General features: G+C 71.3%; 21 protein-coding genes. 8 read left to right on the top strand and 13 right to left on the bottom strand.

Annotation, left to right across the window (positions count from 1 at the left end; translation table 11 throughout):
• The first annotated feature begins 28 nt into the window (after positions 1 to 28).
• Positions 29 to 808 (top strand): EI24 domain-containing protein, encoded by a 780-nt coding sequence (locus ACFVDM_RS04245; RefSeq protein ID WP_383632925.1) that lies wholly within the window; start codon positions 29 to 31, stop codon positions 806 to 808.
• 3 nt (positions 809 to 811) lie between these two features.
• Here ACFVDM_RS04245 and ACFVDM_RS04240 read toward each other — a convergent pair whose 3' ends face one another.
• From ACFVDM_RS04240 to ACFVDM_RS04230, 3 genes are all read right to left on the bottom strand, one after another.
• Positions 812 to 2,752: a flavin monoamine oxidase family protein gene (locus ACFVDM_RS04240; RefSeq protein ID WP_383632922.1), complete on the bottom strand. Its 1,941-nt coding sequence runs from the start codon at positions 2,750 to 2,752 to the stop codon at positions 812 to 814.
• Between the two features lie 148 nt (positions 2,753 to 2,900).
• Entirely contained in the window at positions 2,901 to 3,899 is a 999-nt protein-coding gene (locus ACFVDM_RS04235) for an aldose epimerase family protein (RefSeq protein WP_383632919.1), read from the bottom strand.
• An 11-nt stretch (positions 3,900 to 3,910) separates the two neighbouring features.
• Positions 3,911 to 4,849, bottom strand: coding sequence for an SGNH/GDSL hydrolase family protein (locus ACFVDM_RS04230; protein ID WP_383632916.1), 939 nt, complete (start codon positions 4,847 to 4,849; stop codon positions 3,911 to 3,913).
• 352 nt (positions 4,850 to 5,201) lie between these two features.
• Between ACFVDM_RS04230 and ACFVDM_RS04225 the strand changes: the two genes are divergently transcribed.
• Positions 5,202 to 5,696 (top strand): DUF3145 domain-containing protein, encoded by a 495-nt coding sequence (locus ACFVDM_RS04225; protein ID WP_383632913.1) that lies wholly within the window; start codon positions 5,202 to 5,204, stop codon positions 5,694 to 5,696.
• An 85-nt stretch (positions 5,697 to 5,781) separates the two neighbouring features.
• On the opposite strand, the gene fabF is transcribed toward ACFVDM_RS04225, so the two are convergent.
• The 5 genes from fabF to ACFVDM_RS04200 all read right to left on the bottom strand — a co-directional run bounded on the left by fabF (position 5,782) and on the right by ACFVDM_RS04200 (position 10,653).
• Positions 5,782 to 7,044 carry a beta-ketoacyl-ACP synthase II gene (gene fabF / locus ACFVDM_RS04220; RefSeq protein ID WP_383632910.1) on the bottom strand — a complete coding sequence of 421 codons (1,263 nt, stop codon included), beginning with the start codon at positions 7,042 to 7,044 and terminating at the stop codon, positions 5,782 to 5,784.
• 77 nt (positions 7,045 to 7,121) lie between these two features.
• The gene (locus ACFVDM_RS04215) at positions 7,122 to 7,370 is read right to left on the bottom strand and encodes an acyl carrier protein (RefSeq protein ID WP_383632907.1); all 249 of its coding nucleotides are present in this window, start codon (positions 7,368 to 7,370) and stop codon (positions 7,122 to 7,124) included.
• A 64-nt stretch (positions 7,371 to 7,434) separates the two neighbouring features.
• Entirely contained in the window at positions 7,435 to 8,436 is a 1,002-nt protein-coding gene (locus ACFVDM_RS04210) for a ketoacyl-ACP synthase III (RefSeq protein ID WP_383632904.1), read from the bottom strand.
• A gap of 13 nt (positions 8,437 to 8,449) precedes the next feature.
• Positions 8,450 to 9,364, bottom strand: a complete 915-nt coding sequence (locus ACFVDM_RS04205; RefSeq protein WP_383632901.1) for an ACP S-malonyltransferase — start codon at positions 9,362 to 9,364, stop codon at positions 8,450 to 8,452.
• Between the two features lie 89 nt (positions 9,365 to 9,453).
• Entirely contained in the window at positions 9,454 to 10,653 is a 1,200-nt protein-coding gene (locus ACFVDM_RS04200) for a PucR family transcriptional regulator (RefSeq protein WP_383632898.1), read from the bottom strand.
• Between the two features lie 260 nt (positions 10,654 to 10,913).
• Here ACFVDM_RS04200 and ACFVDM_RS04195 point away from each other — a divergent pair, with 260 nt between their 5' ends.
• The gene (locus ACFVDM_RS04195) at positions 10,914 to 11,570 is read left to right on the top strand and encodes a pirin family protein (protein ID WP_383632895.1); all 657 of its coding nucleotides are present in this window, start codon (positions 10,914 to 10,916) and stop codon (positions 11,568 to 11,570) included.
• A gap of 28 nt (positions 11,571 to 11,598) precedes the next feature.
• Here the strand turns inward: ACFVDM_RS04195 and ACFVDM_RS04190 are convergent, their stop codons facing one another.
• Complete coding sequence (locus tag ACFVDM_RS04190) at positions 11,599 to 12,618, bottom strand: TIGR00341 family protein (protein ID WP_383632891.1); 1,020 nt, start codon at positions 12,616 to 12,618, stop codon at positions 11,599 to 11,601.
• Between the two features lie 70 nt (positions 12,619 to 12,688).
• A complete protein-coding gene (locus tag ACFVDM_RS04185) occupies positions 12,689 to 13,273 on the bottom strand; it encodes a GNAT family N-acetyltransferase (protein ID WP_383632888.1) in 585 nt (194 codons plus the stop codon).
• A gap of 247 nt (positions 13,274 to 13,520) precedes the next feature.
• On the opposite strand from ACFVDM_RS04185, the gene ACFVDM_RS04180 reads away from it, so the two are divergent.
• Positions 13,521 to 15,617, top strand: coding sequence for an alkaline phosphatase family protein (locus ACFVDM_RS04180; protein WP_383632885.1), 2,097 nt, complete (start codon positions 13,521 to 13,523; stop codon positions 15,615 to 15,617).
• Between the two features lie 82 nt (positions 15,618 to 15,699).
• On the opposite strand, the gene ACFVDM_RS04175 is transcribed toward ACFVDM_RS04180, so the two are convergent.
• The gene (locus ACFVDM_RS04175; RefSeq protein WP_383632882.1) at positions 15,700 to 16,218 is read right to left on the bottom strand and encodes a hypothetical protein; all 519 of its coding nucleotides are present in this window, start codon (positions 16,216 to 16,218) and stop codon (positions 15,700 to 15,702) included.
• Positions 16,219 to 17,084: 866 nt separating this feature from the next.
• On the opposite strand from ACFVDM_RS04175, the gene ACFVDM_RS04170 reads away from it, so the two are divergent.
• The 4 genes from ACFVDM_RS04170 to ACFVDM_RS04155 all read left to right on the top strand — a co-directional run bounded on the left by ACFVDM_RS04170 (position 17,085) and on the right by ACFVDM_RS04155 (position 22,196).
• Complete coding sequence (locus tag ACFVDM_RS04170) at positions 17,085 to 18,446, top strand: class I SAM-dependent methyltransferase (RefSeq protein WP_383632879.1); 1,362 nt, start codon at positions 17,085 to 17,087, stop codon at positions 18,444 to 18,446.
• Entirely contained in the window at positions 18,443 to 19,942 is a 1,500-nt protein-coding gene (locus tag ACFVDM_RS04165; RefSeq protein ID WP_383632876.1) for a peptide ligase PGM1-related protein, read from the top strand. The genes ACFVDM_RS04170 and ACFVDM_RS04165 overlap by 4 nt, the downstream gene beginning before the upstream one ends.
• Positions 19,943 to 20,243: 301 nt before the next feature.
• Positions 20,244 to 21,038, top strand: coding sequence for a hypothetical protein (locus tag ACFVDM_RS04160; protein ID WP_383632873.1), 795 nt, complete (start codon positions 20,244 to 20,246; stop codon positions 21,036 to 21,038).
• 192 nt (positions 21,039 to 21,230) lie between these two features.
• A complete protein-coding gene (locus ACFVDM_RS04155) occupies positions 21,231 to 22,196 on the top strand; it encodes a helix-turn-helix domain-containing protein (protein WP_383632870.1) in 966 nt (321 codons plus the stop codon).
• A 73-nt stretch (positions 22,197 to 22,269) separates the two neighbouring features.
• Here the strand turns inward: ACFVDM_RS04155 and ACFVDM_RS04150 are convergent, their stop codons facing one another.
• Positions 22,270 to 22,542, bottom strand: coding sequence for a DUF397 domain-containing protein (locus ACFVDM_RS04150; protein WP_383632867.1), 273 nt, complete (start codon positions 22,540 to 22,542; stop codon positions 22,270 to 22,272).
• Positions 22,502 to 23,350: a Scr1 family TA system antitoxin-like transcriptional regulator gene (locus tag ACFVDM_RS04145; protein WP_383632864.1), complete on the bottom strand. Its 849-nt coding sequence runs from the start codon at positions 23,348 to 23,350 to the stop codon at positions 22,502 to 22,504. The genes ACFVDM_RS04150 and ACFVDM_RS04145 overlap by 41 nt, the downstream gene beginning before the upstream one ends.
• Between the last annotated feature and the right edge of the window lie 77 nt (positions 23,351 to 23,427).

Raw genomic sequence — 23,427 nt, 5'->3', positions numbered from 1 at the left:
CCTCCGGGGCCCCGTTACGCTGACGCCCATGCGTGATCTCGGGGCGGGCTTCGGATATCTGGTCAAGGGGCAGCGCTGGGTCGCCGGCCACGGCCGCTGGTTCGGCTTCGGGCTGCTCCCCGGCCTCATCACCCTCGTCCTGTACGCGGGCGCCCTGATCGGCCTCGCCTACGGGGCCGACGACCTCGTGGACCGGGCGACACCGTTCGCCGACGACTGGTCCTCACCCTGGAACGGGCTGCTGCGCACCACGCTGACCGTGCTCGTCTTCGCCCTCGGCCTCTTCCTCGCCGTCATCACGTTCACCGCTGTGACGCTCCTGGTCGGACAGCCCTTCTACGAGGCGCTGTCCGAGGAGGTCGAACGGGCCGAGGGAGGCGAGGTCCCCGAGTCCGGGCTGCCGCTCTGGCGGGAGCTGTGGATCTCGGCGCGGGACAGCGTGCGCGTGCTGGCCCGGGTCGCGCTCTACTCCGTCCTGCTTTTCGCGTTCGGCTTCGTGCCGGTCGCCGGGCAGACCGTCGTCCCGGTCATCGGCTTCTGCGTCACCGGCTACTTCCTCGCCGAGGAACTCACCGCCGTCGCCCTCCAGCGCCGGGGCCTGGTCCTCAAGGACCGGCTCGTGCTGCTGCGCGGCCGCCGGCTGCTGACCCTCGGCTTCGGCGTCCCCCTCGGCCTCGCCTTCCTCGTCCCCTTCGTCGCCGTCCTCCTGATGCCCGGAGCCGTCGCCGGAGCGACCCTGCTGGCCCGCGACCTGGTGGGCGAGGGCACGGCCGGGGACGGCTCGGGCGACGGCAAGGACGACGACTGACCGTCAGCTCGCGTGGACCTCCAGGGCCGCGCGCACCGCCGACTCCAGCGCGCCCTCGATCCAGGCCGGCTTGACGGAGGTGTGGCAGCCCGCGAAGTGCAGCGGGCCCTCCACCGACCGGATGTCGGCGAGGAGTTCGGTGTGCTGTCCGGGGAGCAGCACGGACGCCTCGCCGTACGCGTACGGGTCGCGCATCCACGACTGGGTGGCGCCGACGCCCGTGTAGAAGACCTCGATCCGCTGCCCGTACACGTCCTGCACCCCGCCCAGGGCGTGCGGATAGCGCTCGTCGTCGTCCAGGGAGTCCCACTTCAGGGCGTCGTCGGCCCAGCTGTAGGACGCCAGGAGGACACCGCCCCGGCTGCCGGGGACCGGGTGGGAGGGCTGGTACATGAAGCGGTTGGCGTTGTCCGTGACCGAGCCGCCGCCGATGACGTGGGCGGCCTCGGGCTGGTTGCGCGCGGTCGCCCGGTACGCGGCGTAGTGCACGCGCTGGTTGGGCGGGATGTGACCGGCCGGCACCGAGGGGTGCGCGCCCAGCAGCGAACCGTCCGCCGGGGCCCTGCCGAGGCGGTAGTCGTCGTACAGACCGGGCCGGACCGCGTCCAGTTCCTTCTTCCAGTCCTTCTCCTCGAACTCCCACCAGCGGCGGCTGAATTCGAGCAGCACCTTGGTGGCCGAGTCGTAGTGGACCTCGGTGATCGCGCGCCGCTTGCCGTACGAGAGCGCGGGCGTGACCGGGACGTGGCGCAGTCCGGAGAACGGCACGGTGACGATCGCCCGGTCCCCGGTGAAGGTCTCCCGCACGACCGTGCCGTCGCGGCCCTCGGACACCGTCTCGACCCGCACCCCGTCCTCGCCGTGGGTGATCCGGGCCGCCCGGCGGTCCAGGTGCACCAGCTTCCTCACCGGCGCGTACATCGCGTCGGCCAGCGTCGCCGTGCCCTCGGGCAGTTCGTAGAAGGCGGTGTCGGGGCTGATCAGGGCGGCGCCGATGAAGCTGTGCACGAAGGCCAGCGGGAGCCGGGAGGTGAGGTTCTCGACGGTGCCGATCAGGTCGATGGTGCGCTCGTCGAGCTTGGCGGCCTCGGTGAGGAAGCGGAACATCGACCAGTGCCCGTAGCGCTGGATGACCCGGGCCCAGCCCTCCACGAGCTCCGATCCCTCCTTGCCCTCGAACTCCGCGCGCACCGGGGCGAAGGCCTCGCGCACGATGGTGGCCGCGGGCTTGTCCTCGAAGGCGGCGGGGACTCCGAAGGAACGGTTGACCGCCTGCGGCTTCCGCGCGTAGTCGGCCTTGCGGACCCGGATGCCGTTGACGTGGATCCAGGTGTGGTTGACGGGCTTCCCGGTCGGGTCCACGTCCACCAGGTAGAAGCGGCGGCGCTTGAGACCGAGGCTGTCCATCAGCCCGGTGACGAGCGGGTGGCTGTCCGGAATGCGCATCGCCCCCGCCTCGGCGTACTGCTTCGGATCGGCGAACGGCGCCTTCGCGTGCTCGTGGCCGCCGGTGCGGAAGGTCTTGATCCGGCCGCCGACCCGGTTGCCGTTGGCCTCGATGACGGTCACCTCGTGGCCGGCCTCGTGGAGCAGCCGGGCGGCGGCCAGTCCGGCCGGGCCGGCGCCGACGACCAGGACCTTCTTGGGCGCCTTGCGGCTGCGCGGCAGCCCCTTGGTCAGCAGGACGTCGCGGTAGTGCGGGACGAGCGAGCGGTCCTGCTCGTCCCGGACGAGGATCGCGCGCGCGACCTCCAGGCAGGCGTTCCAGTCGGAGCCGGGGGCCGCGACCGGGGCGGTGGGAGCCGCGGGGACGGCGGCGCCCGCCGGGGCGGCGGCGGTGGTGGCGAGGGCGGCGGCACCGGCCGCGGCCCCCGCGGCGGCCCCCGCGATCAGGGAACGGCGGGAGGGCAGGGCGGACGTGGGCCCGGAGGGTTCGGTAGTCATGCCGACACCCTGGGGGGCGTGGAACGGGGCGCATTGCGCGAACGCGCGTAGATCCGTCCGGAATCACCCGCAGGTGCCGCAAGCGATCTTGTCGTACTGCCGCCCGTACGACGTCACCGCAGGTGGAACCGTTCCTGCCGACGTCTCGTCAGCGCACCCCGAAGCCGTACACCGTGGTCGACACGTACGCCTCGCCCGGCCGCAGCACCGTGCTCGGGAACTCCGGCCGGTTCGGCGAGTCCGGGAAGTGCTGGGTCTCCAGCGCGATCCCGGCGCACGGCCCGAACGGCCGCCCGTCGAAGTGGTCCGCCGTGTACAACTGCATGCCCGGCTCCGTCGTCGTGACGGTCAGGACGCGCCCCGACACCTCGTCGTACAGCTCGGCTACCGGGCCCTCCACCGCCTCGTCCAGCACGAAGTTGTGGTCGAACTCCTTGGAGACCGGACGCGGCTCCCGGAAGTCGAAGCGGGTCCCCGCCACCGGCAGGAACTCGCCCGTCGGCAGCGACTCCCCGTCGGCCGGCGTGATCCGCCCCGCGGCGATCCGCAGCCGCTGGCCCAGCGCGCTGCCGGAGTCCGCGCCAGCCAGGTTCCAGTACGTGTGGTTCGTCAGATTGACCACGGTCGGCGCGTCCGTCGTCGCCCGGTAGCCGATCCGCAGCGCCCCGTCCTCGTCCAGGGTGTACGCCACCGTCACCTCCAGCCGCCCGGGGAAGCCCTCCTCGCCGTCCGCGGAGACCAGCGACATCTCCACCCCGCCCGGGACCTCGCGGGTGTCCCACACCCGCTTGTCGAAGCCGGTCGCCCCGCCGTGCACATGGTTGCGGCCCTCGTTGCGGGTGAGGTGGTGGGTCCGCCCGTCGAGCGCGAAAGCCGCCCCGCCGATCCGGTTGGCGTACCGCCCGACCAGCGCGCCGAAGTACGGCCCGGTGTACCGGAGGTACGAGGCCAGGTCCGGCAGCCCCAGCGCCACCGGGGCGACGGCGCCGTCCCGGTCCGGCACCTCGACGGACTGCACGATCGCGCCGTACGTCAGCACCCGCACCCGCGTACCGCCCCGTTCCAGCGTCCAGCGGTGCACGGCGGTGCCGTCCCCGAGGGTGCCGAAGTGTTCCGTGCGCGTGACCGTGGTCGAACTCGTGTCCATGATCGGAAACTCTACGCGGGAGGGCGCGTCGCCGTGACCGTGCGATAGGCGATCTCGGCGAGCCTGGCCTGCCCGTCGCGCCCCGGATGGAACCAGTCCCACTGGCTGAGCTGCTTGCCGGTGAACCGGTAGTCGAACACCGCCCCGCCGTCGTCCCGGCAGCGCGCGTCCTTCGCGCACACCTCGTGCAGCACCCGGTTGTACGCCACGACCCGGTCCCGCACCGCCGCGCGCCGGGCCACCGCGGCCGGGCCCACGTCGTCCGCGTCGGCCAGCATCGACTTGCAGATGCCCAGCTTCCAGATCTGCTTGCCCAGCGGATTGCCCCGCCCGGTCGACCAGAGCCGCTTCAGGTCCGGCACGCTCGACACGTACACCTGCGCCTTCGGCGCCTTCTTGCGCAGGGCGCGCATCGAGGTCTCGAAGGACCTACGGAAATCGGCCACCGGGGTCATCGCCCGCACGGAGTCCCGGCAGGCGTCGTTGGCGCCGATCATCACCGTCACCAGCGCCGGGCCCTCCTCCGCCGCCCGCGCTATCTGCTCCGGCAGCTCGGCGATCCTGGCCCCGGTCCTGGCATGGTTCCAGCTGTGCGCCTGCGCGCCCGAGGCGCCGAGCAGCCGCACCGCGAGACTGCGCACCTCCCGGTCCGTACCGGTCGCCCAGGAGGCCTCGGGACAGTCCGCCAGCACCGAGCAGGCGTCGAAGCCGCGTGTGATGGAGTCACCCACGGCGGCGACCGAATCCGGACTGCGGTTCCAGACCGGAGGCGCGGGCGCGGGCCGCCTGGCCTCACCGGCCGCGGCCCCCTTCGTCGTCTCCCCGGGCCCGGAGTCGCACCCCGTCAGCACCGCGCCGCCGAGGAGCGACATGGCGGCCAGCGCGGCCAGTGCGGTGCGCGGGCGGAGCCGTGCGGTGCGCGGGTGGAGCCGTGCGGAGCCATCCGGCATGTCCTCGTCCCCTCCTGTCCCATGCCCCCGGCACACCTGTCCGGCACCGGTCGGCGGGCCCGCGCGCCCCGTCGGGTGAATGGAGCGCGAATCATGGGCCCAGGACCGACGGTACGTCACACCTCGGACGGCGCGGCACGGTAGCTTTTCCCCGTCGAACCAGTGGCTCGTTCGGCCGTCCGGCTCCACTCGGGTGGCTTCCGTACATCACGTCACGTCAGCTCCTGTCCCTTTCCGGATATTAACTCCCGATGCTGTTAAATGATGACAGCCTCGGGGCCCGTCCGGTGAGAGGTGGTACGGGCACGAGGCCGCTGGGGAAGGCGAACCTCGTCCCACACTGGAGGTCCCGGTGACGACACGTGGAGTCCTGTACGTTCACTCCGCCCCGCGCGCGCTCTGCCCCCACGTCGAATGGGCGGTGGCGGGCGTACTCGGTGTGCGGGTCCAGCTCGACTGGATCAGACAGCCCGCGGCGCCCGGCACCTGGCGCGCGGAATTCTCCTGGGAGGCCAGGACCGGCACGGCGTCCAAACTCGCCTCCGCGCTGCGCGGCTGGGACCTGCTGCGCTTCGAGGTGACGGCCGAACCCTCCCCGGCGGCGGAGGGCGAACGCTACAGCTCCACGCCCGGACTGGGCATCTTCCACGCCGTCACCGGCATGCACGGCGACATCCTGGTCCCCGAGGACCGGCTGCGCGCCGCCCTGGCCCGTGCCCAGCGCGGCGAGAGCGACCTCGCGGAAGAGGTCGCCAAACTCCTCGGCAAGCCTTGGGACGACGAGCTGGAGTCCTTCCGCCATGCGGGCGAGGGCGCCCCGGTGCGCTGGCTCCACCAGGTGGTCTGAGCCGCCCGCGCGACGCGGACCGGAGACGACGCGAGCCCGCCTCCCCACACGGGGGAGGCGGGCTCGCACGCGTACGGCCGGGGGATCACACGGTGCGGAAGGCCAGCACCACGTTGTGTCCGCCGAAGCCGAACGAGTTGTTCACGGCCGCGATCGGGCCCTCGGGCAGCGGACGCGGCTTGTCGCGCACGATGTCCGCCTCCACCGCCTCGTCGAGGTGCTCGATGTTGATGGTCGGCGGGGCCATGCGGTGGTGCAGCGCCAGGACCGTCGCCACCGTCTCGATGCCGCCGGCGCCGCCGAGCAGATGACCCGTCATCGACTTCGTGGCGGAGATCGCGACATGGTTCAGATCGTCGCCGAGGACCTTGCTCAGCGCCTTCAGCTCCGCCAGGTCGCCCTGCGGGGTGGAGGTCGCGTGCGCGTTGAGGTGCACCAGCTCGGACGGCTTGAGGTCCGTCTGGTCCAGCAGGTTCTGCATCGCCGCGGCGATACCGCGCCCGGTGGGCTCGGGCTGGGCGATGTGGTGGGCGTCCGCGGACAGGCCCTGGCCCAGCACCTCGCAGTAGACGCGGGCACCGCGCGCGGCGGCGTGCTCGGCGGACTCCAGGACGACGACGCCCGCGCCCTCGCCGAGGACGAAGCCGTCACGGTCCGTGTCGTACGGACGCGAGGCCTTCTCGGGCTCGTCGTTGTTCTTGGACATCGCCATCATGTTGGCGAACGCGGCGATCGGCAGCGGGTGGATCGCCGCCTCGGTGCCACCGGCGAGGACCACGTCGGCACGGCCGCTGCGGATCATCTCGACGGCGTAGCCGATGGCCTCGGCACCCGACGCACAGGCGGAGACCGGGGTGTGCACGCCCGCCTGGGCGTTCACCTCGATGCCGACGTTGGCGGCCGGGCCGTTGGGCATGAGCATGGGAACGGTGTGCGGGGAGACGCGGCGTACGCCCTTCTCCTTCAGCACGTCGTACTGGTCGAGCAGGGTGATCACACCGCCGATGCCGGAGGCGATGACCGAACCCAGCCGCTCGGGGCGGATGTTCTCGTCCTCACCGGCCTTGGCGGTGAAGCCCGCGTCCGCCCAGGCCTCGCGCGCGGCGATCAGCGCGAACTGCGCCGAGCGGTCGAGCTTGCGGGCCAGCGGGCGGGGCAGGACGTCCGCCGGGTCGACGGCCGCGAGGGCCGCGATCCGGACGGGCAGCTCGGCGAAACGTTCGCCCTCAAGAGGCTTGACGCCGGAACGGCCGGCCATCAGACCTTCCCAGGTCGATGCGGAATCGCCACCCAGCGGAGTGGTTGCGCCGATACCGGTGACGACCACGGTGCGATTGGTCGGGCTCACTGGAAAATCTTCTCCACGTGTAGAGGGTCGTGAATCAGCGGCGCCACCGCCGGGTGGCGACACACGAACCGACTGGATCAGTCCTGGTGCTTGAGGATGTAGTCGGCAGCGTCGCCGACGGTCTTGAGGTTCTTGACGTCGTCGTCGGGGATCTTGACGTCGAAGCGCTCCTCGGCGGCGACGACGACCTCGACCATGGACAGCGAGTCGACGTCCAGGTCGTCCGTGAAGGACTTGTCCAGCTGGACGTCCTCGGCCGGGATGCCGGCGATCTCGTTGACGATGTCGGCGAGACCCTTGAGGATCTCTTCCTGCGTGGCGGCCATGTCGGCGCTCCTATCGGTATGTATCTGCTGGGTTCGGACGGCCGGGCGAAAAGACCCGGTGTGCCTAGGGGAGGGTAACGACCGTCGCGGCGTAGACGAGACCCGCCCCGAAGCCGATGACGAGCGCGGTGTCGCCGCTCTTCGCCTGACCGGTCGCCAGGAGCCGCTCCATCGCGAGCGGGATCGAGGCGGCGGAGGTGTTGCCGGTGGTCTCCACGTCACGGGCGACCGTGACGTGCTCCGGCAGCTTCAGGGTCTTCACCATCGAGTCGATGATCCGCATGTTGGCCTGGTGCGGAATGAAGACGTCCAGGTCCTCCGGAGCGATCCCGGCCGCGTCCAGCGCCTGCTGGGCGACCTTCGCCATCTCGAAGACGGCCCAGCGGAAGACCGCCTGGCCCTCCTGCGTGATGGCGGGGAACTTCTCCGGACGGTCGGCGTGGAAGGTGTCCCACGCCACGGTCTGCTTGATCGTCTCGGACTTGTCGCCCTCGGAACCCCAGACCGTCGGACCGATGGCCGGGACGTCCGAGGGACCGACGATCACGGCACCGGCACCGTCGCCGAACAGGAACGCCGTCGCGCGGTCGCTCAGGTCGGTGAGGTCGCTCAGCCGCTCCACGCCGATCACAAGTACGTACTCTGCCGAGCCCTCGACGATCATGCCCTTGGCGAGCGTCAGCCCGTAGCCGAAGCCCGCGCAGCCGGCCGAGATGTCGAAGGCGGCGGGCTTGCCCGCACCGACCCTGTGGGCGATCTCGGTCGCGATGGCCGGGGTCTGCTTGAAGTGCGAGACGGTCGAGACGATGACCGCGCCGATCTGCTCCGGGGCGATCCCGGCGTCGGCGACGGCCTTGCCCGCCGCCTCCACGGACATCGCGGAGACGGTCTCCTGGTCGGAGGCCCAGTGACGGGTGGCGATACCGGACCGGGAGCGGATCCACTCGTCGGACGAGTCGATCGTTTCGAGGATCACCTCGTTGGGCACGACCCGGGTCGGCCGGTAACCGCCGACGCCCATGATCCGCGCGTACGGGGCGCCCTTGGCGGGCTTGATCTTCGACATGCTCTCGGGCTCCTTAGGCGCTCGCGTGCTCAGCGATGAGCGCGCGGGCCGCGTCGAGGTCGTCGGGGGTCTTGAGCGCGAGGGTCTTCACACCGGGCAGCGCGCGCTTGGCCAGGCCGGTCAGCGTGCCGCCGGGGCAGGCCTCGATGAGCGCGGTGACGCCCAGCTCCTGGAACGTCTCCATGCACAGGTCCCAGCGGACCGGGTTGGCGACCTGGCCGACCAGCCGGGAGATGACCTCCGCACCGGTGGCGACGGTCTTCCCGTCCGCGTTCGAGACGTACGTCACGGTCGGGTCGGAGACCTCCAGGGCCGTCGCGGCCTCCCGGAGCCGCTCCACCGCGGGCGCCATGTGGTGCGTGTGGAACGCTCCGGCGACCTTCAGCGGGACGACCCGGCGCACGCCCTCGGGCTTGTCCTCGGTCAGCGCGGCGATCTGCTCGGCGGTGCCGGCGGCCACGATCTGCCCGCCGCCGTTCACGTTCGCCGGCGTCAGGCCGAGCTTCTCCAGATGCGGCACGGTGACCTCGGGGTCACCGCCGAGCAGCGCCGCCATGCCGGTCTCGGTGACCGCGGCGGCCTCCGCCATGCCGAGCCCGCGGGTGCGGACGAACCGCAGCGCCGCCTCGTCGCCGATGACTCCGGCGAGAGCGGCAGCGGTGATCTCACCCACGCTGTGACCGGCCACGACACCCGGCGACGCGTCCAGCGCGGCGGCGGAGAGCAGTCCGGCGGCGACCAGCAGCGGCTGGGCCACCGCGGTGTCGCGGATCTCCTCCGCGTCGGCCTTCGTGCCGTAGTGGGCGAGGTCGAGCCCGATGGCGTCCGACCACGCCGCGATGCGGTCGGTGGCACCGGGGAGTTCGAGCCAGGGAGTCAGGAAGCCGGGCGTCTGAGCGCCTTGGCCGGGAGCGACGAGTACGAGCACCCTCACACTCTCTCTTGTGAACGGTCCGGAAGACCCGTGGGGACAGGGACGAAGAACCGTGGGGGGAATTGTTGAAGTCCGACAAAAGTCTAGGACTGGGGATCCCTGTCGGCCAGACGCCCCAGAATCAGGGCGATCCGCAGCGTGAACGCCGAGCGGACGTCGGAAGGCGACCAGCCGGTGACGTCTGTCACACGTCGGAGCCGGTAGCGCACGGTGTTGGGGTGGACGAACAACATCCGGGCCGCGCCCTCCAGGCTGCTCGCCTGTTCCAGATACACGCTCAGCGTCTCCAGGAGCGCCGAACCCGCCTCTTCGAGCGGTCTGTAGATCTCCTCCACCAACTGATCCCGGGCGGCCGGGTCGCCCGCGATCGCGCGCTCCGGCAGAAGATCATCGGCGAGTACGGGCCTCGGCGCGTCCTGCCACGCCCCGCTGGCCCGGAGCCCGGCCGCCGCCGCCTGCGCGGACCGGGTGGCCGCCAGCAGGTCCGGCACCACGGGACCGGCCACGACGGGTCCCGCCGCGTACGGGCCGATCAGCGCCTTGGCGACCTGGAGCGGGTTGTCGCTGCCGCCGGCGATGACGACCAGCCGGTTGCCGAGCACCCCGGTGAGCACCTGGAGCTTGGCGTGCCGGGCGGCCCGGCGGATCGCCTCCACGGTCAGCTCGCTGTCCCCGTCCGGGGCGGTGCCCAGCAGGACGCAGACGTGCTCGGGCGAGTTCCAGCCGAGCGCGGCGGCCCGGGACACGGCGCCCTCGTCGGCCTCCCCGGACAGCACCGCGTTGACCACCAGCGATTCCAGCCGGGCGTCCCACGCCCCGCGTGCCTCGGCGGCCTGCGCGTACACCTGCGCGGTGGCGAACGCGATCTCCCGCGCGTAGACGAGCAGCGCCTCGCGCAGCACCGACTCGTCGCCGGGTGCGGCGACCTCGTCGATCGCCGCCTCCATGACCTCGATCGTGGTGCGCACCATCTCGACGGTCTGCCGCAGCGTGATCGCCCGGGTCAGCTCGCGCGGAGCGGTGCCGAACACATCGGTCGAGATCGCCTGCGGGGTCTCCGGATGCCGGAACCACTCGGTGAACGCGGCGATACCGGCCTGGGCCACCAGGCCGATCCAGGACCGGTTCTCCGGCGGCATCGCCCGGTACCAGGGCAGCGACTCGTCCATGCGGGCGATCGCGTTCGCGGCCAGCCGGCCGGAGGACTGCTCCAGCCGCTTCAGGGTCGCGGCATGGAGATGGGCGTCGTTCGCAGCGGGCTGCTCAGGATCGGGTCGGGGCACGGGGACAAGACTGCCCTATCCGGACGGGTGCCCGAAGGGGCGGGGCCGCCGGGGAGGGCCCGGCGGGTCGTACGGTCCGGTGGCGCGGGTCCTCGGCGACCCCGGCCACGGGCCGTACCGTCCGGTAGCGGGGAGCTCCTTCCCGCCGCCGGCGGATCGTACCGGCCGCCTCGCGAGGGGGCTTCCTCCCGGCCCCGGCGGGCTTGTACCGTCCGGTAGCGGGGGAGTCCTTCCCGGCCCCGGCGGGCTACCGTGGACGGGTGATATCCGTACACCGCGCGGGCGACCGGTTCCGGGGCGGGGACGGGGCGGCCGGCATCGAGTCCCGGCACTCCTTCTCCTTCGGCTCCTTCTACGACCCCGACAACCTCCGCTTCGGCCCGATCCTGGCCTGCAACGAGGAGCGGCTGGCGCCCGGCGCCGGTTTCGAGGAGCACCCGCACAGCCACACCGAGATCGTGACCTGGGTGGTGGAGGGCGAACTGACCCATCGCGACTCCGCCGGTCACGCCACCGTCGTCCGCCCCGGAGACGTCCAGCACCTCAGCGCGGCCTCCGGCGTGCGCCACGTCGAACGCAACGACGGCGAAACCCCGCTGACCTTCCTCCAGATGTGGCTGGCCCCCCTCGAACCGGGCGGCGACCCGTCGTACACGACGGTCCCCGGCATCGCGGACTCCACCCCGTACGCCCTGCCCGAAGCGGGCGCGATGCTCCAGGTGCGCCGGCTGGCCGAGGGCGAGCGCACGGCGGTGCCGGACGCGCCGAAGGTGTACGTCCACGTGGTGCGCGGCACGGTGGCTCTCGGCGACGAGCGGCTGACGCCCGGCGACGCGGCCCGGATCACGGGCGGGACCGGGCTGGAACTGGTCGCGGCGGAGGCGGCGGAGGCGCTGATGTGGGAGCTGCCGGACTGAACGGGGCCGCCGGGCCGGGCAGGCGGTCTCAGCCGAGTCCGGCGTTGCGTACCGTGCAGGTGTCGGTGTTCGCCGGGCACCAGTGCGTCCGTCCGCCCACCAGGTGCAGTTCGAGGTTGGCGTCGGCCATGCCGCCGCGGTCCAGTGCCTCGCGGAGTGCGGTGGGCGCGGGCTGCGGAGGGAGTCCCAGGACGCCGATGACGACGACGCCGTTGCGGGCCTCGACCGAGGCGATCTGCCACTTCCCGTTCGCGGCCCACTTCTCGGCCACCGGCCGGGCGTCGGCCGCGAGTGCGCGGTCGCGGGCGACGGCCACGGTGCCGGCGGTCAGGGGCACCGCGATCAGCAGGACCACGGCGGCGACGGCGACCAGGGTCCAGCCGTGGAACCGCCCCACACGCCGCCCCGAGCGCTGGGCCGCCGCCCGGATCCCGTAGGCGAGGAAGACGACGGTCCCGGTCGCCACGATGGCGGCGACGTTGGTGCCGAACAGCAGCGCGGACTCGCTCGCGTCGTGGTAACGGCCGACGGTGAGGAGCAGCCCCGTCACCGCGAGCGGCGGCACCAGGGAGATGGCGATGGCCACGCCCGGCAGGGTGTCGGAGATGTCGGAGCGTACGAGGGCGAACGCACCGACCGTGCCGGTGGCCAGGGCGGCCAGCAGATCGATCAGACGCGGGCTGATCCGGGAGGACACCTGGCTGTTGGAGCCGAACGCGTCCGGCGGCGAAACGATCCAGCCGAGCAGCATGCCGATGGCGACGACGGCCAGCGCACCGCCCAGCACGAGCAGCGCGCACCGGACGACCTGCGGCCGGTCGGCGAGGACGAGGGCCAGCGCGCTGCCGAGGATGGGCGTCATCAGCGGGGCGACGATCATCGCGCCGATGACGGTCGCCGTGGAATCGCCCACCACGCCGGCGCTCGCGATGACGGAGGCGAGCACCAGGAGCCCCCAGAACCGGGTGGAGCTCGGGCTGCGCGGCGAACGCTCGATGAAGAGGGCGTCCGCCATCCGCTGGACGGTTCCCGTGTCGACCGACGGCATGTCCGTTCTCCCTCAGCGCCGAAGTGCACACCACCGCCCGGATCCTATGCCGATATAAACCTTTTCGGACCTATTTGTCGTGCCGCCACATCGACCACATCGGGGGCCCCGAGCGGAAGGTCATCTCCTCCTGGAGCGTGAACCCGTGCCGCTCGTAGAAGGTCAGATTGCGGCGGTTGCTCGACTCCAGGAACACCGGCCGACCGTCCGCGTCCGCCCGTTCCAGCAGCGCGCCCAGGACCCGCGACCCGCGCCCGGTGCCGCGCGCGTCGGCGTGGGTGCCGATGTACTCGACGTACCAGTGCTCCGGACCGGCCGGGTGGCGGTGCTCCATGGCGAGCAACCGCATCCCCGTACGCGGTAGTTGGGCCCGCCCCGCGCGCAGCAGCGTCCCCGCGTTCCGCAGCAGGTAGCTCACCGGCAGCTTCCACCGCCCCGGCTCCGCCCAGATCGCGGCCACCGTCCGTTCCGGATCGGTCCACACCCGGCCCGCCGGGACCTGCTGGGCGAGATGCGCGGTGAACAGCAACCGCAGCCTGCGGTCCCGGTCGTGCGGCATCAGCCAGGACCAGACGGGGTCCTCGGCGTAGGCGCTGGCGAGCACACCGGCGAGCACGGGGACGTCGGAGGCGGTGGCGCGGACGATGTCGGTCATGGGCGGGGAGGGTAGCGGCAGCCGGGGACCGGACACCACCGTCGTGGCAAGACCGGCCCACCGGCCAACGGGGCGCGAGTTTCGGCTATCACCGTGCGGCGGCTCGACCTCCGGGCGGGTGCGTGGAAATCTTCCGGTGCCTCAGGAATACGCGCACGGTTCGCCTCCCGTTCGTGACGGCGCCCTAGTTTGCGCAGGCACGCCCCGACGTTCCTTCCCTGATCGCTCTCCCCCCAGAGGTGCCCCGATGACTCTCCAGATCACCGAACAGTCGTTCTCCGCACCGGAGACCGACGCTCCCGCCGACGCGTCGGCCGGCGTACGGCCCGAGACCGTCACCAACGAGTTCCGGATCAGCCGCCGCCGCATGCTCCGGACGGCCGCCGTCTCCCTCGGGGCGATCGCGGCGGGCCCGGTGGCCGACGCGGTCGGCGGTGCGCGGGCCGGGGCGGCCGAGTACCACCTGCCCAAGGGCTACAAGGGGGACATCTCGGATCTGAAGCACGTGGTGATCCTCATGCAGGAGAACCGGTCCTTCGACCACTACCTCGGTCAGTTGAAGGGGGTGCGCGGCCACGACGACAAGCAGGTCCTGACCTTCCAGGACGGGACCAGCGTCTTCCAGCAGCGCGACGCGGACGGCACGATCGTGACGCCCGCCGTCTCGACGGCGACCTGGAGCGACAAGCACAACTTCTACGGGGCGAACGAGGGGCGGTGGGACACCTGGGTGAAGGACAAGGGCGACCACTGCATGTGGTACTACACGCCCGACTACATGCCCTGGATGTACTCGCTGGCCTCCCAGTACACCGTCTGCGACATGAACTTCTGCTCGCTGCACGGACCCACCATCCCCAACCGCTACTACCTGATGAGCGGCGCGGCGGGCGGCGAGACGACCAACGCGGGCCAGAACAACTACACCCGCCGCTGGACCACGGTCCCCGAGCAGCTCCAGCAGGCCGGCATCAACTGGCGGGTCTACTCCGACAACAGCGGAAACGGCGTCGGCAAGAGCCTCCAGAGCGGTTACGTCGGCGAGTACGGCTGCAACGTCACCAACAGCTTCGCCGCCTTCGACCCGCGCACCGCGAACGAGGCCGACCTGGCTCCCGGCACCGGCAGGATCTGGAAGGCCAACTCCTTCGTCTACGCGGGCGCCACGACCCCCAACGACGACTCCGAGGCCAACCTCGACGCGGTGCTCCGCGACCTCATCGCCGCCTGCGAACCGGGCGCCGAGCACCCGCTGCCCGAGGTCTCCTGGGTGGTCATGCCGGCCGCGTGGAGCGAGCACCCGGGCTTCGACACGGTGCACGGCGAGCGGTACATGAACAAGGTCCTCAAGACCCTCCAGAGCAACGAGGACATCTGGAACCACACCCTGGTGATCATCACCTACGACGAGAACGACGGGAAGTTCGACCACGTCCTGCCGCCGCGCCCCGAGTCCGGCACCCCCGGCGAGTACTCCGGCACCACCCCGTACGGCTTCGGTCCCCGGGTGCCGATGCTGCTCGTCTCACCGTGGACCCGGGGCGGATACGTCGCCTCGGAGGTCTTCGACCACACCTCGACCGTGAAGTTCCTGGAGACCTGGGCCGCCCACCTCGGCAAGCCGTTCACCTGCCCGAACATCACCCCGTGGCGCCGCTCGATCGCCGGTGACCTCACCAGCGCCATCGACTTCGCCCACCCGCGCCCCGGCCCGGTCGTCATCGCCGACCCGGTCACCGGCACCCCGCCGAAGCCGCCGCGCGACCGCATGGAGCCCCGCGGCCTCTCCTTCCACCCCCACGCCACGCTCACCGAGGACCGCGCGACCGGGACCGTCACCGCCGCCATGACCCTCACCGGCGGCCCCGAGGGCAAGGCCGTCAGCCTCCAGGTCTTCCCCGACCGCCACCTTCCCTTCACCAACACCCCCCACACGGTCAGCGCCCGGACCCCCCGCACGTACACCTGGGACACCTCACTCACCGACGGTGCCTACGCCTTCTCCGTCTACGGCCCCGACGGCTTCCTGCGCACCTTCGCCGGCCGCGTCCTCCCCGAACACGCCGACACCCGCCACCTGGCCGTCCCCCGCGTCGAGGCCCGCCTCGTCCGAGGCCGCCGCCCCGTCGTCCGCCTCCACCTCCACAACGACGGCCGCCACCCCGTCCGCTACACCCTCAAGGCCCACGACTACACCGGCGGCACCCGCAAGCTCACCGTCCCCGGCCGCTCCTCCGCCGTCGTCGACTGGCCCACCGAACACGGCTACTACGACGTCGTCCTCACCACGGACACCGGCACGGAGTGGACCCAGCGCTACGCGGGCCGCATCGCGACGGCCTGACGGCCGTCCCGGGGCGCCCCGTGCCCCGCAGCGCGACGGACACCGGCCAGGGTCCTCAGGCCGGTGTCCGTCGCGCACGGGTTCAGTACTCGATGACCGAGTCGATGTAGACCTTCGGGTCGTCCGGCGACGCACCGCCGTAGGAGTCGTCCGCGACGGTCGTGGTGACCTTCCCCGTCCGGCCGGCCGCGACCTTCGGAAGGTCGCATTCGGTGGTCCGCACCCATTCCTCGCCGTCGCCCACGCTGACCGTGACGGTGAAATTGAGGGTCCGGTCCCAGGTGTTGGTCACGTTGCAGGCGAGGCTGAAGCCGAGCGGGCCATGAGTGACCCGCACCTCGGTGTTCCCCAGCGTGACGATCTTCGTCCTGCCCTCGCGGCTGATGACCGGCGAGGGCTCCGGGCTCGCTTCGTCGACCGGGGCGTCCGCGGCACCGTCCGGCGTCTCGGACGGAGCTGCCGAAGCGGAAGCGGTGCGGGAGGGGGACGGGGCGGCGGCCGGATGCGAACCCGAACACCCGGTGGCCAGCGCGAGGGCGAGCAGGGCCGCACCCCAGTGTGCGGGGCGCGGGGCGTGGTGGTGGCGTCGTATCGGCGTCACAGGGCGGCGGTGAGGGTCATGGAGTAGGTGATCCCGGTGTCGTGGGGTGGGCCCGCGTCGGAGGCCGAAGGCCCGGCGAACCCCCGTGTCGGACGGGGAGGTTGGAGATCCCCCAGCCCTTCCCGATGGTGCGCCGCGGGGAGAACCCGTTGCCCGGGGCGCCGGTCCCGCGGTGGAGCCACAGCGTACCGGCGGGGTCGGTGGCGAGGAGGCCGTTGCGCAGATCGTCGTGGAGATCGCCGGTGAGGGCGAGGCGGGGGTACGCGTTCCGGCCACCGATGCGGATGCGGGTGCAGGGGGGCGAAGGAACGGCCGGGGGAGCGTGCGCGGAATCGCCGCTCTCGGGTCGCCGGCGTCGAATATGCCCGCCGACTTTTCTTGTCCGGTGCTTGCCGGGGCAAATCGATCTCGCCATCCCTGGCAACATTTGGCCATTCTCGGGAAACGGCGTTCTCCGTTACGCGGCCGGGCGGGCAACCGCTCCCGGGGACGACCGAGCGGGCCCGCACCCATCGGCGTACCCGTTTCCGCACGTCGGGTCGGCGCACCGTCCGACATCCGGGAAAGGAAACCCGAGGGCCGTCCGCCGCACAGGGCGCGCAGTCGGAGAACGCGGTCTTGCTCCGGCCGGGCGATTCACCCAGGCTGGAGCGTCGCGTTTCCGGACGGAACACGGCGACGGCCGGATATTCCGATCTCGCTTCCCCGGTACGAGCCGCCGCGGCTCCGGGTCGGGCCACCATGGAAGGGCAGTTGTGGAATTCTCGCACCCCGCATGGACCATCGATTCACCTGCACACCTCGTGTCCGTCGTGGCAAAAACAGTGCAGGAGTGCCAGAACGGATTACCCGAAAGGCATATCCGCGTGGCGAGCGACCTCGCATGGCCTGCTCTCCGGGACTGCCTGCACACGTACGCCACGCTGACCGGCGCCGCCGTGGACACCTGGCACGACGGGCTGGAACTGCGAGTCCCCCGGGCCTCCTTGCGGGTGCAGAAGCAGGAGTCGTCCCTCACGGTCAGCGGCCGTCGGGCCGCGTGGCTGCCGCCCACGCCCCGGGTCCCGCTGCCGGTGCCGGAGAAGGCCGAGGAGGTCTGGCGGACCGCGGCGGCCCTGACCGGTCTGATGGAGGCCGGCCTGCCCCTCCCGGGGCCCGCCCTGGAGACCCTCCTGGCGGCCCTGGAGCACGAGAGCTGGCTGATCGCGACCCTCGCCTGCGACCTGCTGAACCGCACCGGGGTGCCCGGGGTGCCGGAGTTCGTGCGCGCGCACGGCCTGACCCCCGCGGTCCCGGGCAGCGGGAGCACGGGCGGCAACGGGACGTTCACCGAAGTGTGGGAGGCGCGCATCAGCGTCGACGAGTACGCGCTCTTCGAAGCCACCCATCCGGGATACGCGGTGCAGATGGTGGAGCTGGGGCACATGATTCTCGCCCATGCCCCATTCCTGCCGGACGCGGTGCTGGATGTGGGCAGTGGGCCGGGGCTCCCGACGGTGATGCTCGCCGAAATGTTCCCGGACGCGCACATCGACGCCGTGGAACCGAGCCCGGCCGCCTTTCCTCATCTGCTGAGAAATACGTCCGGCCATGCGGTCACCGCCCACCGGACGGGAATTACCGATTTCAGCGGCCGGCGCGACTATCCGGTGACCGTTTCCGTGGGCGCTTCTCACCATATGGACACGCGGATGTTTTTGCGTGGCCTGAAAGAGCACACCGCGCCCGGGGGCCTCGTCATCGTGGCGGACGAGATGATTGCGCCCTTCTCCTCGGACGCCGAACGGGCGCAAGCGGTGATCGACCACCATTTCGCCTACATCGACGAAGCGCTCGCCCATGTGCCGGTGGCGGAGCTGCCCCCGGTGGAGCAGCGCCGGCTCCTGGCCCTGCTCGACAAGGACCGCCGGACGCCCGCGCTCCTTCCGGCCCTGCTCGAAGAGACCCGACGGGACCGGGAGTTCCCCACGACGGCGCACGGCGGCCCCTGGCAGCGGGTGCGCTTCTGCGTCCTGGAACTGGAGGCGCTCGTGGCGGGGGTGGACTACGACGTCGAGCGCAAGACGTGGGTGGAGAACTTCCTGACGCTGGCGCGTGACGAGGGGCTGGAGCCCGTCGCGCACCGCCGCGTCCATGCCACCGTGGGCGGCCGTGACCTCGACGCGGGTACCCATGTTGTTGCCTTACGTAATCCCATCCCGGCACCCGAGACGTCGAGGACGCTGTGACCGAACCGCACCGCCGCCCCATGGCCCGTATCCACATCGAGAGCCGGGAATGCTCCCCCGAACTGCTGGAGCGGCTCACCGGCGCCACGTACTTCCCCGAGCGGCTGCTGGGCCCCGCCCTCGTCGGCACGGTCGGCCGCGCGGGAGGACATCTGATGTACGTGACGGCCCCGAGCATGATCGACGTGACGGAACAGGTGGACTACTACCTCGGTCTCCTGGGCGGCGGAGTACGGGCGACCGGTGCGGAGAGCATGCGGCGGATGCGCGGGCTCGTCACCATCACCCCCATCGACGACGACTCCACCCGGTGGCTCAGCACGAAGGTCCTCGACCCCGTGAACCCCCAGGCCGCCGAAGTGCGGCGCCGGTTGCGGGACTTCACCGCGCTGCACCGGGCGGCCGGGTCCGATGTGCGGCTCAGCTACTTCGAACCGTCCGAGCCGCTGGAGAACCTGGCACGCGAACTGGGGATCCCCGGCAACCAGCCCGCGGCCGCCCACATCCCCCTGGGCACCAAGCACTCCAGCCGGGAGATCTTCGCCGCCGCGGGCGTCCCGGTGCCGAGGGGCACCGGGGTCTGCTACGACCTCCACACGCTCGCGGAGGCGATCGCCCGGCTCGCCGCGGACGGGGTGCGGGAACTGGTCCTCAAGCTCGACTCCTCGGCGTTCGGCGGCGGGCTCGGCAACGCCCTGCTCACGCTGGATCCGCACATCGCCGCACCGGACGGCGAGGGCACCGCCGAGCGCGTCGTACGGGCGTTGCCGGGGGCGGCGCTCATGGACCCCAAGCTCAGCTGGCACGAGTACGTCACCCTGATGAAGGAGACCGGGGTGATCGCGGAGGAGATGATCGCCGGGGAGCCCCTGCTCAGCCCGAGCTTCCAGGGCCGACTCACCGAGCACGGCACCGTCCGGGCGGTCTCCACGCACGACCAGGTACTCGCCGGGAACGCCCAGAGCTACCAGGGCTGTGCCTTCCCCGCCGACGCCGCCTACCGGAGCCAGCTCGTGGCCCACGGGCTCCGCGTGGGCGAGGTCCTGCGCGAACGCGGTCTGGGCAGGGGCGGCTTCGGGGTCGACTTCCTGGCCACCCGGGCCGGGGCCGGCTGGCGCCTGCTGGGGTGCGAGATCAACCTCCGGGAGACCGCCACCAAGCACCCCTTCACCATGGCGGCGGCCCTGCTCGGCACCGCACCGACGGACGACGGGCGCTTCGTGGTGGACGGTACGGAGTACGTCTACGAGGCATCGGACGTGCTCATGGACCCCCGCTACAAGGGACTGCGGCCGTCCCAGCTCATCGCGGCGGTGACCGGTTCGCCGATCGGCTACGACCCCGTCCGGAGGACCGGTGTGGTCCTGCACATGATGAGCGCGGTCACCGAGTACGGGAAGTTCGGCGCCGTGAGCATCGCCCGCGACCGCGCGGAGGCGTCGTCGCTGATGGCGGAACTCCGGGACCGTGTCGCCCAGTTGGCCCCTCTGGGCTGACCCGGGCGGGGGGAGAAGGGTTCTGCGTACGCGCGTCTGTCCCTGGTAGAGGCGTCGTGGGCAGGGCTCCAGGATGGACGGAAGAGGCGGATTCCGGTCAGGCTCGGGTGGAGTGCTGTCCTCCGGGATGGGCGGCGCCTACCTTTGTCCCCCCAGTGCGCGGGCGGGAGAGGCTGAGGCGATGTCAGGTCCGTGGCCCTATACGGGAATGGGCCCGCCCTTTCCTCCGCCCCCTCCGCCTCTTCGGCCGCTCCCGCCTCCGTTCCCGAGCGCGGGGACGGTCTTCGGCGATGCCTTCCGGGTGCTGTTCCGGTCGCTGGGGCAGCTTCTGGCAGCACTGTTGCTTGCGGAGCTGACGATCTTCCTGCTGACCGTCGCCACCGTCGTCGGTATGTACGTGCTTCGGGGAGAGCCCGACGCGACCGGCGTGGAACCGGACTTCTTCCTGGATATGGTTCTGGTCGTCCTCCTGCCGTTCGTCGTCGCCTTCTACGGGACCCAGGGGACCGTGGCGGCTCTGGCCGCCGCCCTGGCGCAGTTGAACGGGACCGGGACGCGGGTCACGGTGCGCGGGCTCGTGGGTGCGAGCGTGCGCCGGATTCCCGGCGCGACCGGTGGCTATGTGCTGTCCCTCTTCCTGCTGCCCCTCATGCTGACCCCGCTCGCGCCGGTGGTGGTCTGGTTCTGGGTGCTGTATGCGCTCGCTCCGTCGGTCATGGGCCATGACGGTGTGGGCATGCTCCGGGCCCTGGGCCGGGCGCAGCAGTTGACCAGGGGGGCATGGTGGCGGACGTTCTGGCCCCTGGCACTCGCGGCGCTGCTGGTGGTCGGCATGGACATGGTGATTGGCTTCCTTCCTTTCGAGCCGTTGCTGGACTTCGTGGACGGGAACGACTCCGGGGAGGGGGATCTCGCCGATCAACTCGGGCTCTTCGGTCTCGTCGTCGGTCTCATCGCGGCCTTCGTGGCCGTGCTGATGATTCAGGTCGCCTTCATCCATCTGGTCGGTGACCGGCTCTGCCAGGCGTTGCGGGAGCGCCAGGCAGCCCTCGCGCGGCCGTACGTGTACATCCCACCGCCACCACCGCCCTGGTGATCGAAACGGCACCGGCCCCGGTGTCGGTGCCGGTGGTGTCCGCCCACGGCGGAACCGGGCACGGAACGGCGCGCCACTCCCTGGCGTCGCTGGCGTGATCTTGGCCGATCATTCAGACTGCATTCGGCCGGAAACTGACCCTTTCCGGCAACGACCGGCCGTGATGGGGGAGTTGTGACGGTGTGGCAGACGATGACGGCTGCGGAGGCGGCGCCGGGGAACCGGTTCGAGTGGTTCGAGCAGGTGGTGTCCGACGTCCTGCTGCCGACGGCGTTCCGGGCGGAGGACCCGAGCGGGTTCGACGCTCGGGGCGGAATGCTCGATCTGGGAGGGGCTCGACTGGCACGGTTCAGCTACGGGCCGCTGCGCTCGCGGAGGACTCCGGCGCTGATACGCAAGGGGGATCCGGAGCAGTATCAGCTTGCGCTGGTGGCCGGGGGGACGGCCTGGTTCGGGCAGGAGGATGGCAGGGCCGAACTCGGGCCCGGAGGAATGACGTTGTGGGACACCTCCCGCCCGTACGAGTCCGGCTCGGGGACGGACGGCCGGGACGTCGACGTCCTCGTGCTCCAGATCCCGAAGGCGCGGCTGCCGCTCCCGTCGCAGCGGGTCGAACGGCTCCTGGCCCGCCCCATCCGCAGCGGCACGGGCCTCGCCGCCATCCTCGCCGGGTTCCTGACGGACCTGGCCGACAGTGGACCGGACTGCACTTCCGACCAGTTGAACGGGCTCGGCGAGATGGCCGTGGACATCGCCGCCACCACGCTGGCCGGACAACTCGGCTCTCCGGTGGAGCCGACCGCCGAACTGCGCGCCCAGGCCCTGCTCCGGCAGATCAGGGCCTTCATCGATCACCACCTCGGTGATCCCGACCTGACCCCCAGGACGGTGGCCGCCCGCCATCACCTGTCGCTCAGGTCCCTGCACGCGCTGTTCCACGACGAGCCGGAGGGCGTCGCGGCGACCATCCGCCGCCGTCGGCTGGAGGGCTGCCGCGCCGATCTCGCCCGCCCCGATCTCCGCCGGCAGCCCATCCAGTCCATCGCCGCCCGCTGGGGCTTCACCAGCGCGACCGCCTTCAGCCGGACGTTCCGCCACGCGTACGGCACCACGCCCCGCGACTACCGCCTCGCGGCCCTGCGCGGTGCCGTGGCATGACGAGGGCCGACGGGGACCCGGGTCCCCAGCGATGTCCCGCCCGGTCCGGGGCTCGGCCCCGGACCGCCCCGCCTCACTCCCCGCGCAGCCCGCTCACGAACCCGCGCCAGGCGTCCGCCCCGACCACGATCACCGGGCTGTCCGGAAGCTTGCTGTCGCGGACCGGGACGGTGGCGCAGGCGCCGGGGGCGGCTTCGACGCATTCGCCGCCGGTGCTGCCGCTGTACGAGGACGTACGCCACGTGGCGCCGCCGGTGACGGTGCATTCGACGCAGTCGCCACCAGTGTTTCCGCTGTAGCTGGATTTACGCCACTGCGCGCTTGTCAGGTAGGGACGGATCTCCATAACGCTCCTTCATCACGCGGGCGATCAGAGCCGCCGACTCCTCCACGGAGAGGGCCGCTGCCTGCAGTTGAGCGTATCGGAGCGCGCCCTCCCTGATCGTGTCTGGGTTGGCGGTCATATGACCCGCGATGAGGTCTTCGGTGTACACGAGGTCCGGATCGTCGTCAAAGCGGAGCATGTTGAACGATCCCGCCAGGCTCGCGTGTTGGCCTGCCGCAAAGGGAAGAATCTGAATTCGCATCCACCGCTTCGCGCCCTCGTCCAACAGTCGCTGGAGTTGGGCTCGCATGACCTTGTGGCCACCGATCGGCCGGTACAGTACGGCCTCGTCCAGGATGACCCAGATCAACGGCGGCCGGTCGCGCTCCAGAATGCGCTGGCGCTCCATACGAGCGGCTACCAGAGCGTCCAGATCGTCGGGCAGCCCCGTGGCCAGTACAGCTCTTGCGTACTCCTCGGTCTGGAGCAGCCCGTAGATCAACTGCGCCTGATACGTGGAGATGTAGGTCGCCTTGGCCTCAAGATCCGCGTACGCCAGGAACCACGTGGGCAACTGGCTCCGCAGAACCAACCCCACCAACCGTGAGAAGTGCCCGTCCGTCCCCAGTGCCGCGTCAACGCGTTCCGAGAAGTCGCGGGTGGGGACCTTCTTCGTCGTCTCGACCTGGCCGATGAGGGAGCCGGAACAGAAGATCACCTGGCCCAGCTGGGTCTGGTTGAGGTGGTGGGCCTCGCGGATACGGCGTAATTCCGAGCCGTAGTAGTCCAGGGGAGAGGCGAAGGGATCGAGCGTCTGGATGTTGGCCACGGCGGACCTCCGGTGTGCAACGCCTTGCGGCGTTCGGTTCCGTACGTAGCCGAGCGTAGTCATCCGCTCGCAGGATG

This window comes from Streptomyces sp. NPDC057682 (assembly GCF_042799575.1).
Taxonomy (GTDB): domain Bacteria; phylum Actinomycetota; class Actinomycetes; order Streptomycetales; family Streptomycetaceae; genus Streptomyces.
The sequence above is the reverse complement of the archived record's forward strand: the minus strand, read 5'-3'. Positions and strand labels throughout refer to the sequence as shown.

Coding starts and splice junctions, on each gene's coding strand:
- ACFVDM_RS04245 (WP_383632925.1), top strand. CDS start 29: ATGCGTGATCTCGGGGCGGGCTTCGGATATCTGGTCAAGGGGCAGCGC.
- ACFVDM_RS04240 (WP_383632922.1), bottom strand. CDS start 2,752: ATGACTACCGAACCCTCCGGGCCCACGTCCGCCCTGCCCTCCCGCCGT.
- ACFVDM_RS04235 (WP_383632919.1), bottom strand. CDS start 3,899: ATGGACACGAGTTCGACCACGGTCACGCGCACGGAACACTTCGGCACC.
- ACFVDM_RS04230 (WP_383632916.1), bottom strand. CDS start 4,849: ATGCCGGATGGCTCCGCACGGCTCCACCCGCGCACCGCACGGCTCCGC.
- ACFVDM_RS04215 (WP_383632907.1), bottom strand. CDS start 7,370: ATGGCCGCCACGCAGGAAGAGATCCTCAAGGGTCTCGCCGACATCGTC.
- ACFVDM_RS04210 (WP_383632904.1), bottom strand. CDS start 8,436: ATGTCGAAGATCAAGCCCGCCAAGGGCGCCCCGTACGCGCGGATCATG.
- ACFVDM_RS04190 (WP_383632891.1), bottom strand. CDS start 12,618: ATGCCGTCGGTCGACACGGGAACCGTCCAGCGGATGGCGGACGCCCTC.
- ACFVDM_RS04185 (WP_383632888.1), bottom strand. CDS start 13,273: ATGACCGACATCGTCCGCGCCACCGCCTCCGACGTCCCCGTGCTCGCC.
- ACFVDM_RS04180 (WP_383632885.1), top strand. CDS start 13,521: ATGACTCTCCAGATCACCGAACAGTCGTTCTCCGCACCGGAGACCGAC.
- ACFVDM_RS04155 (WP_383632870.1), top strand. CDS start 21,231: ATGACGGCTGCGGAGGCGGCGCCGGGGAACCGGTTCGAGTGGTTCGAG.
- ACFVDM_RS04150 (WP_383632867.1), bottom strand. CDS start 22,542: ATGGAGATCCGTCCCTACCTGACAAGCGCGCAGTGGCGTAAATCCAGC.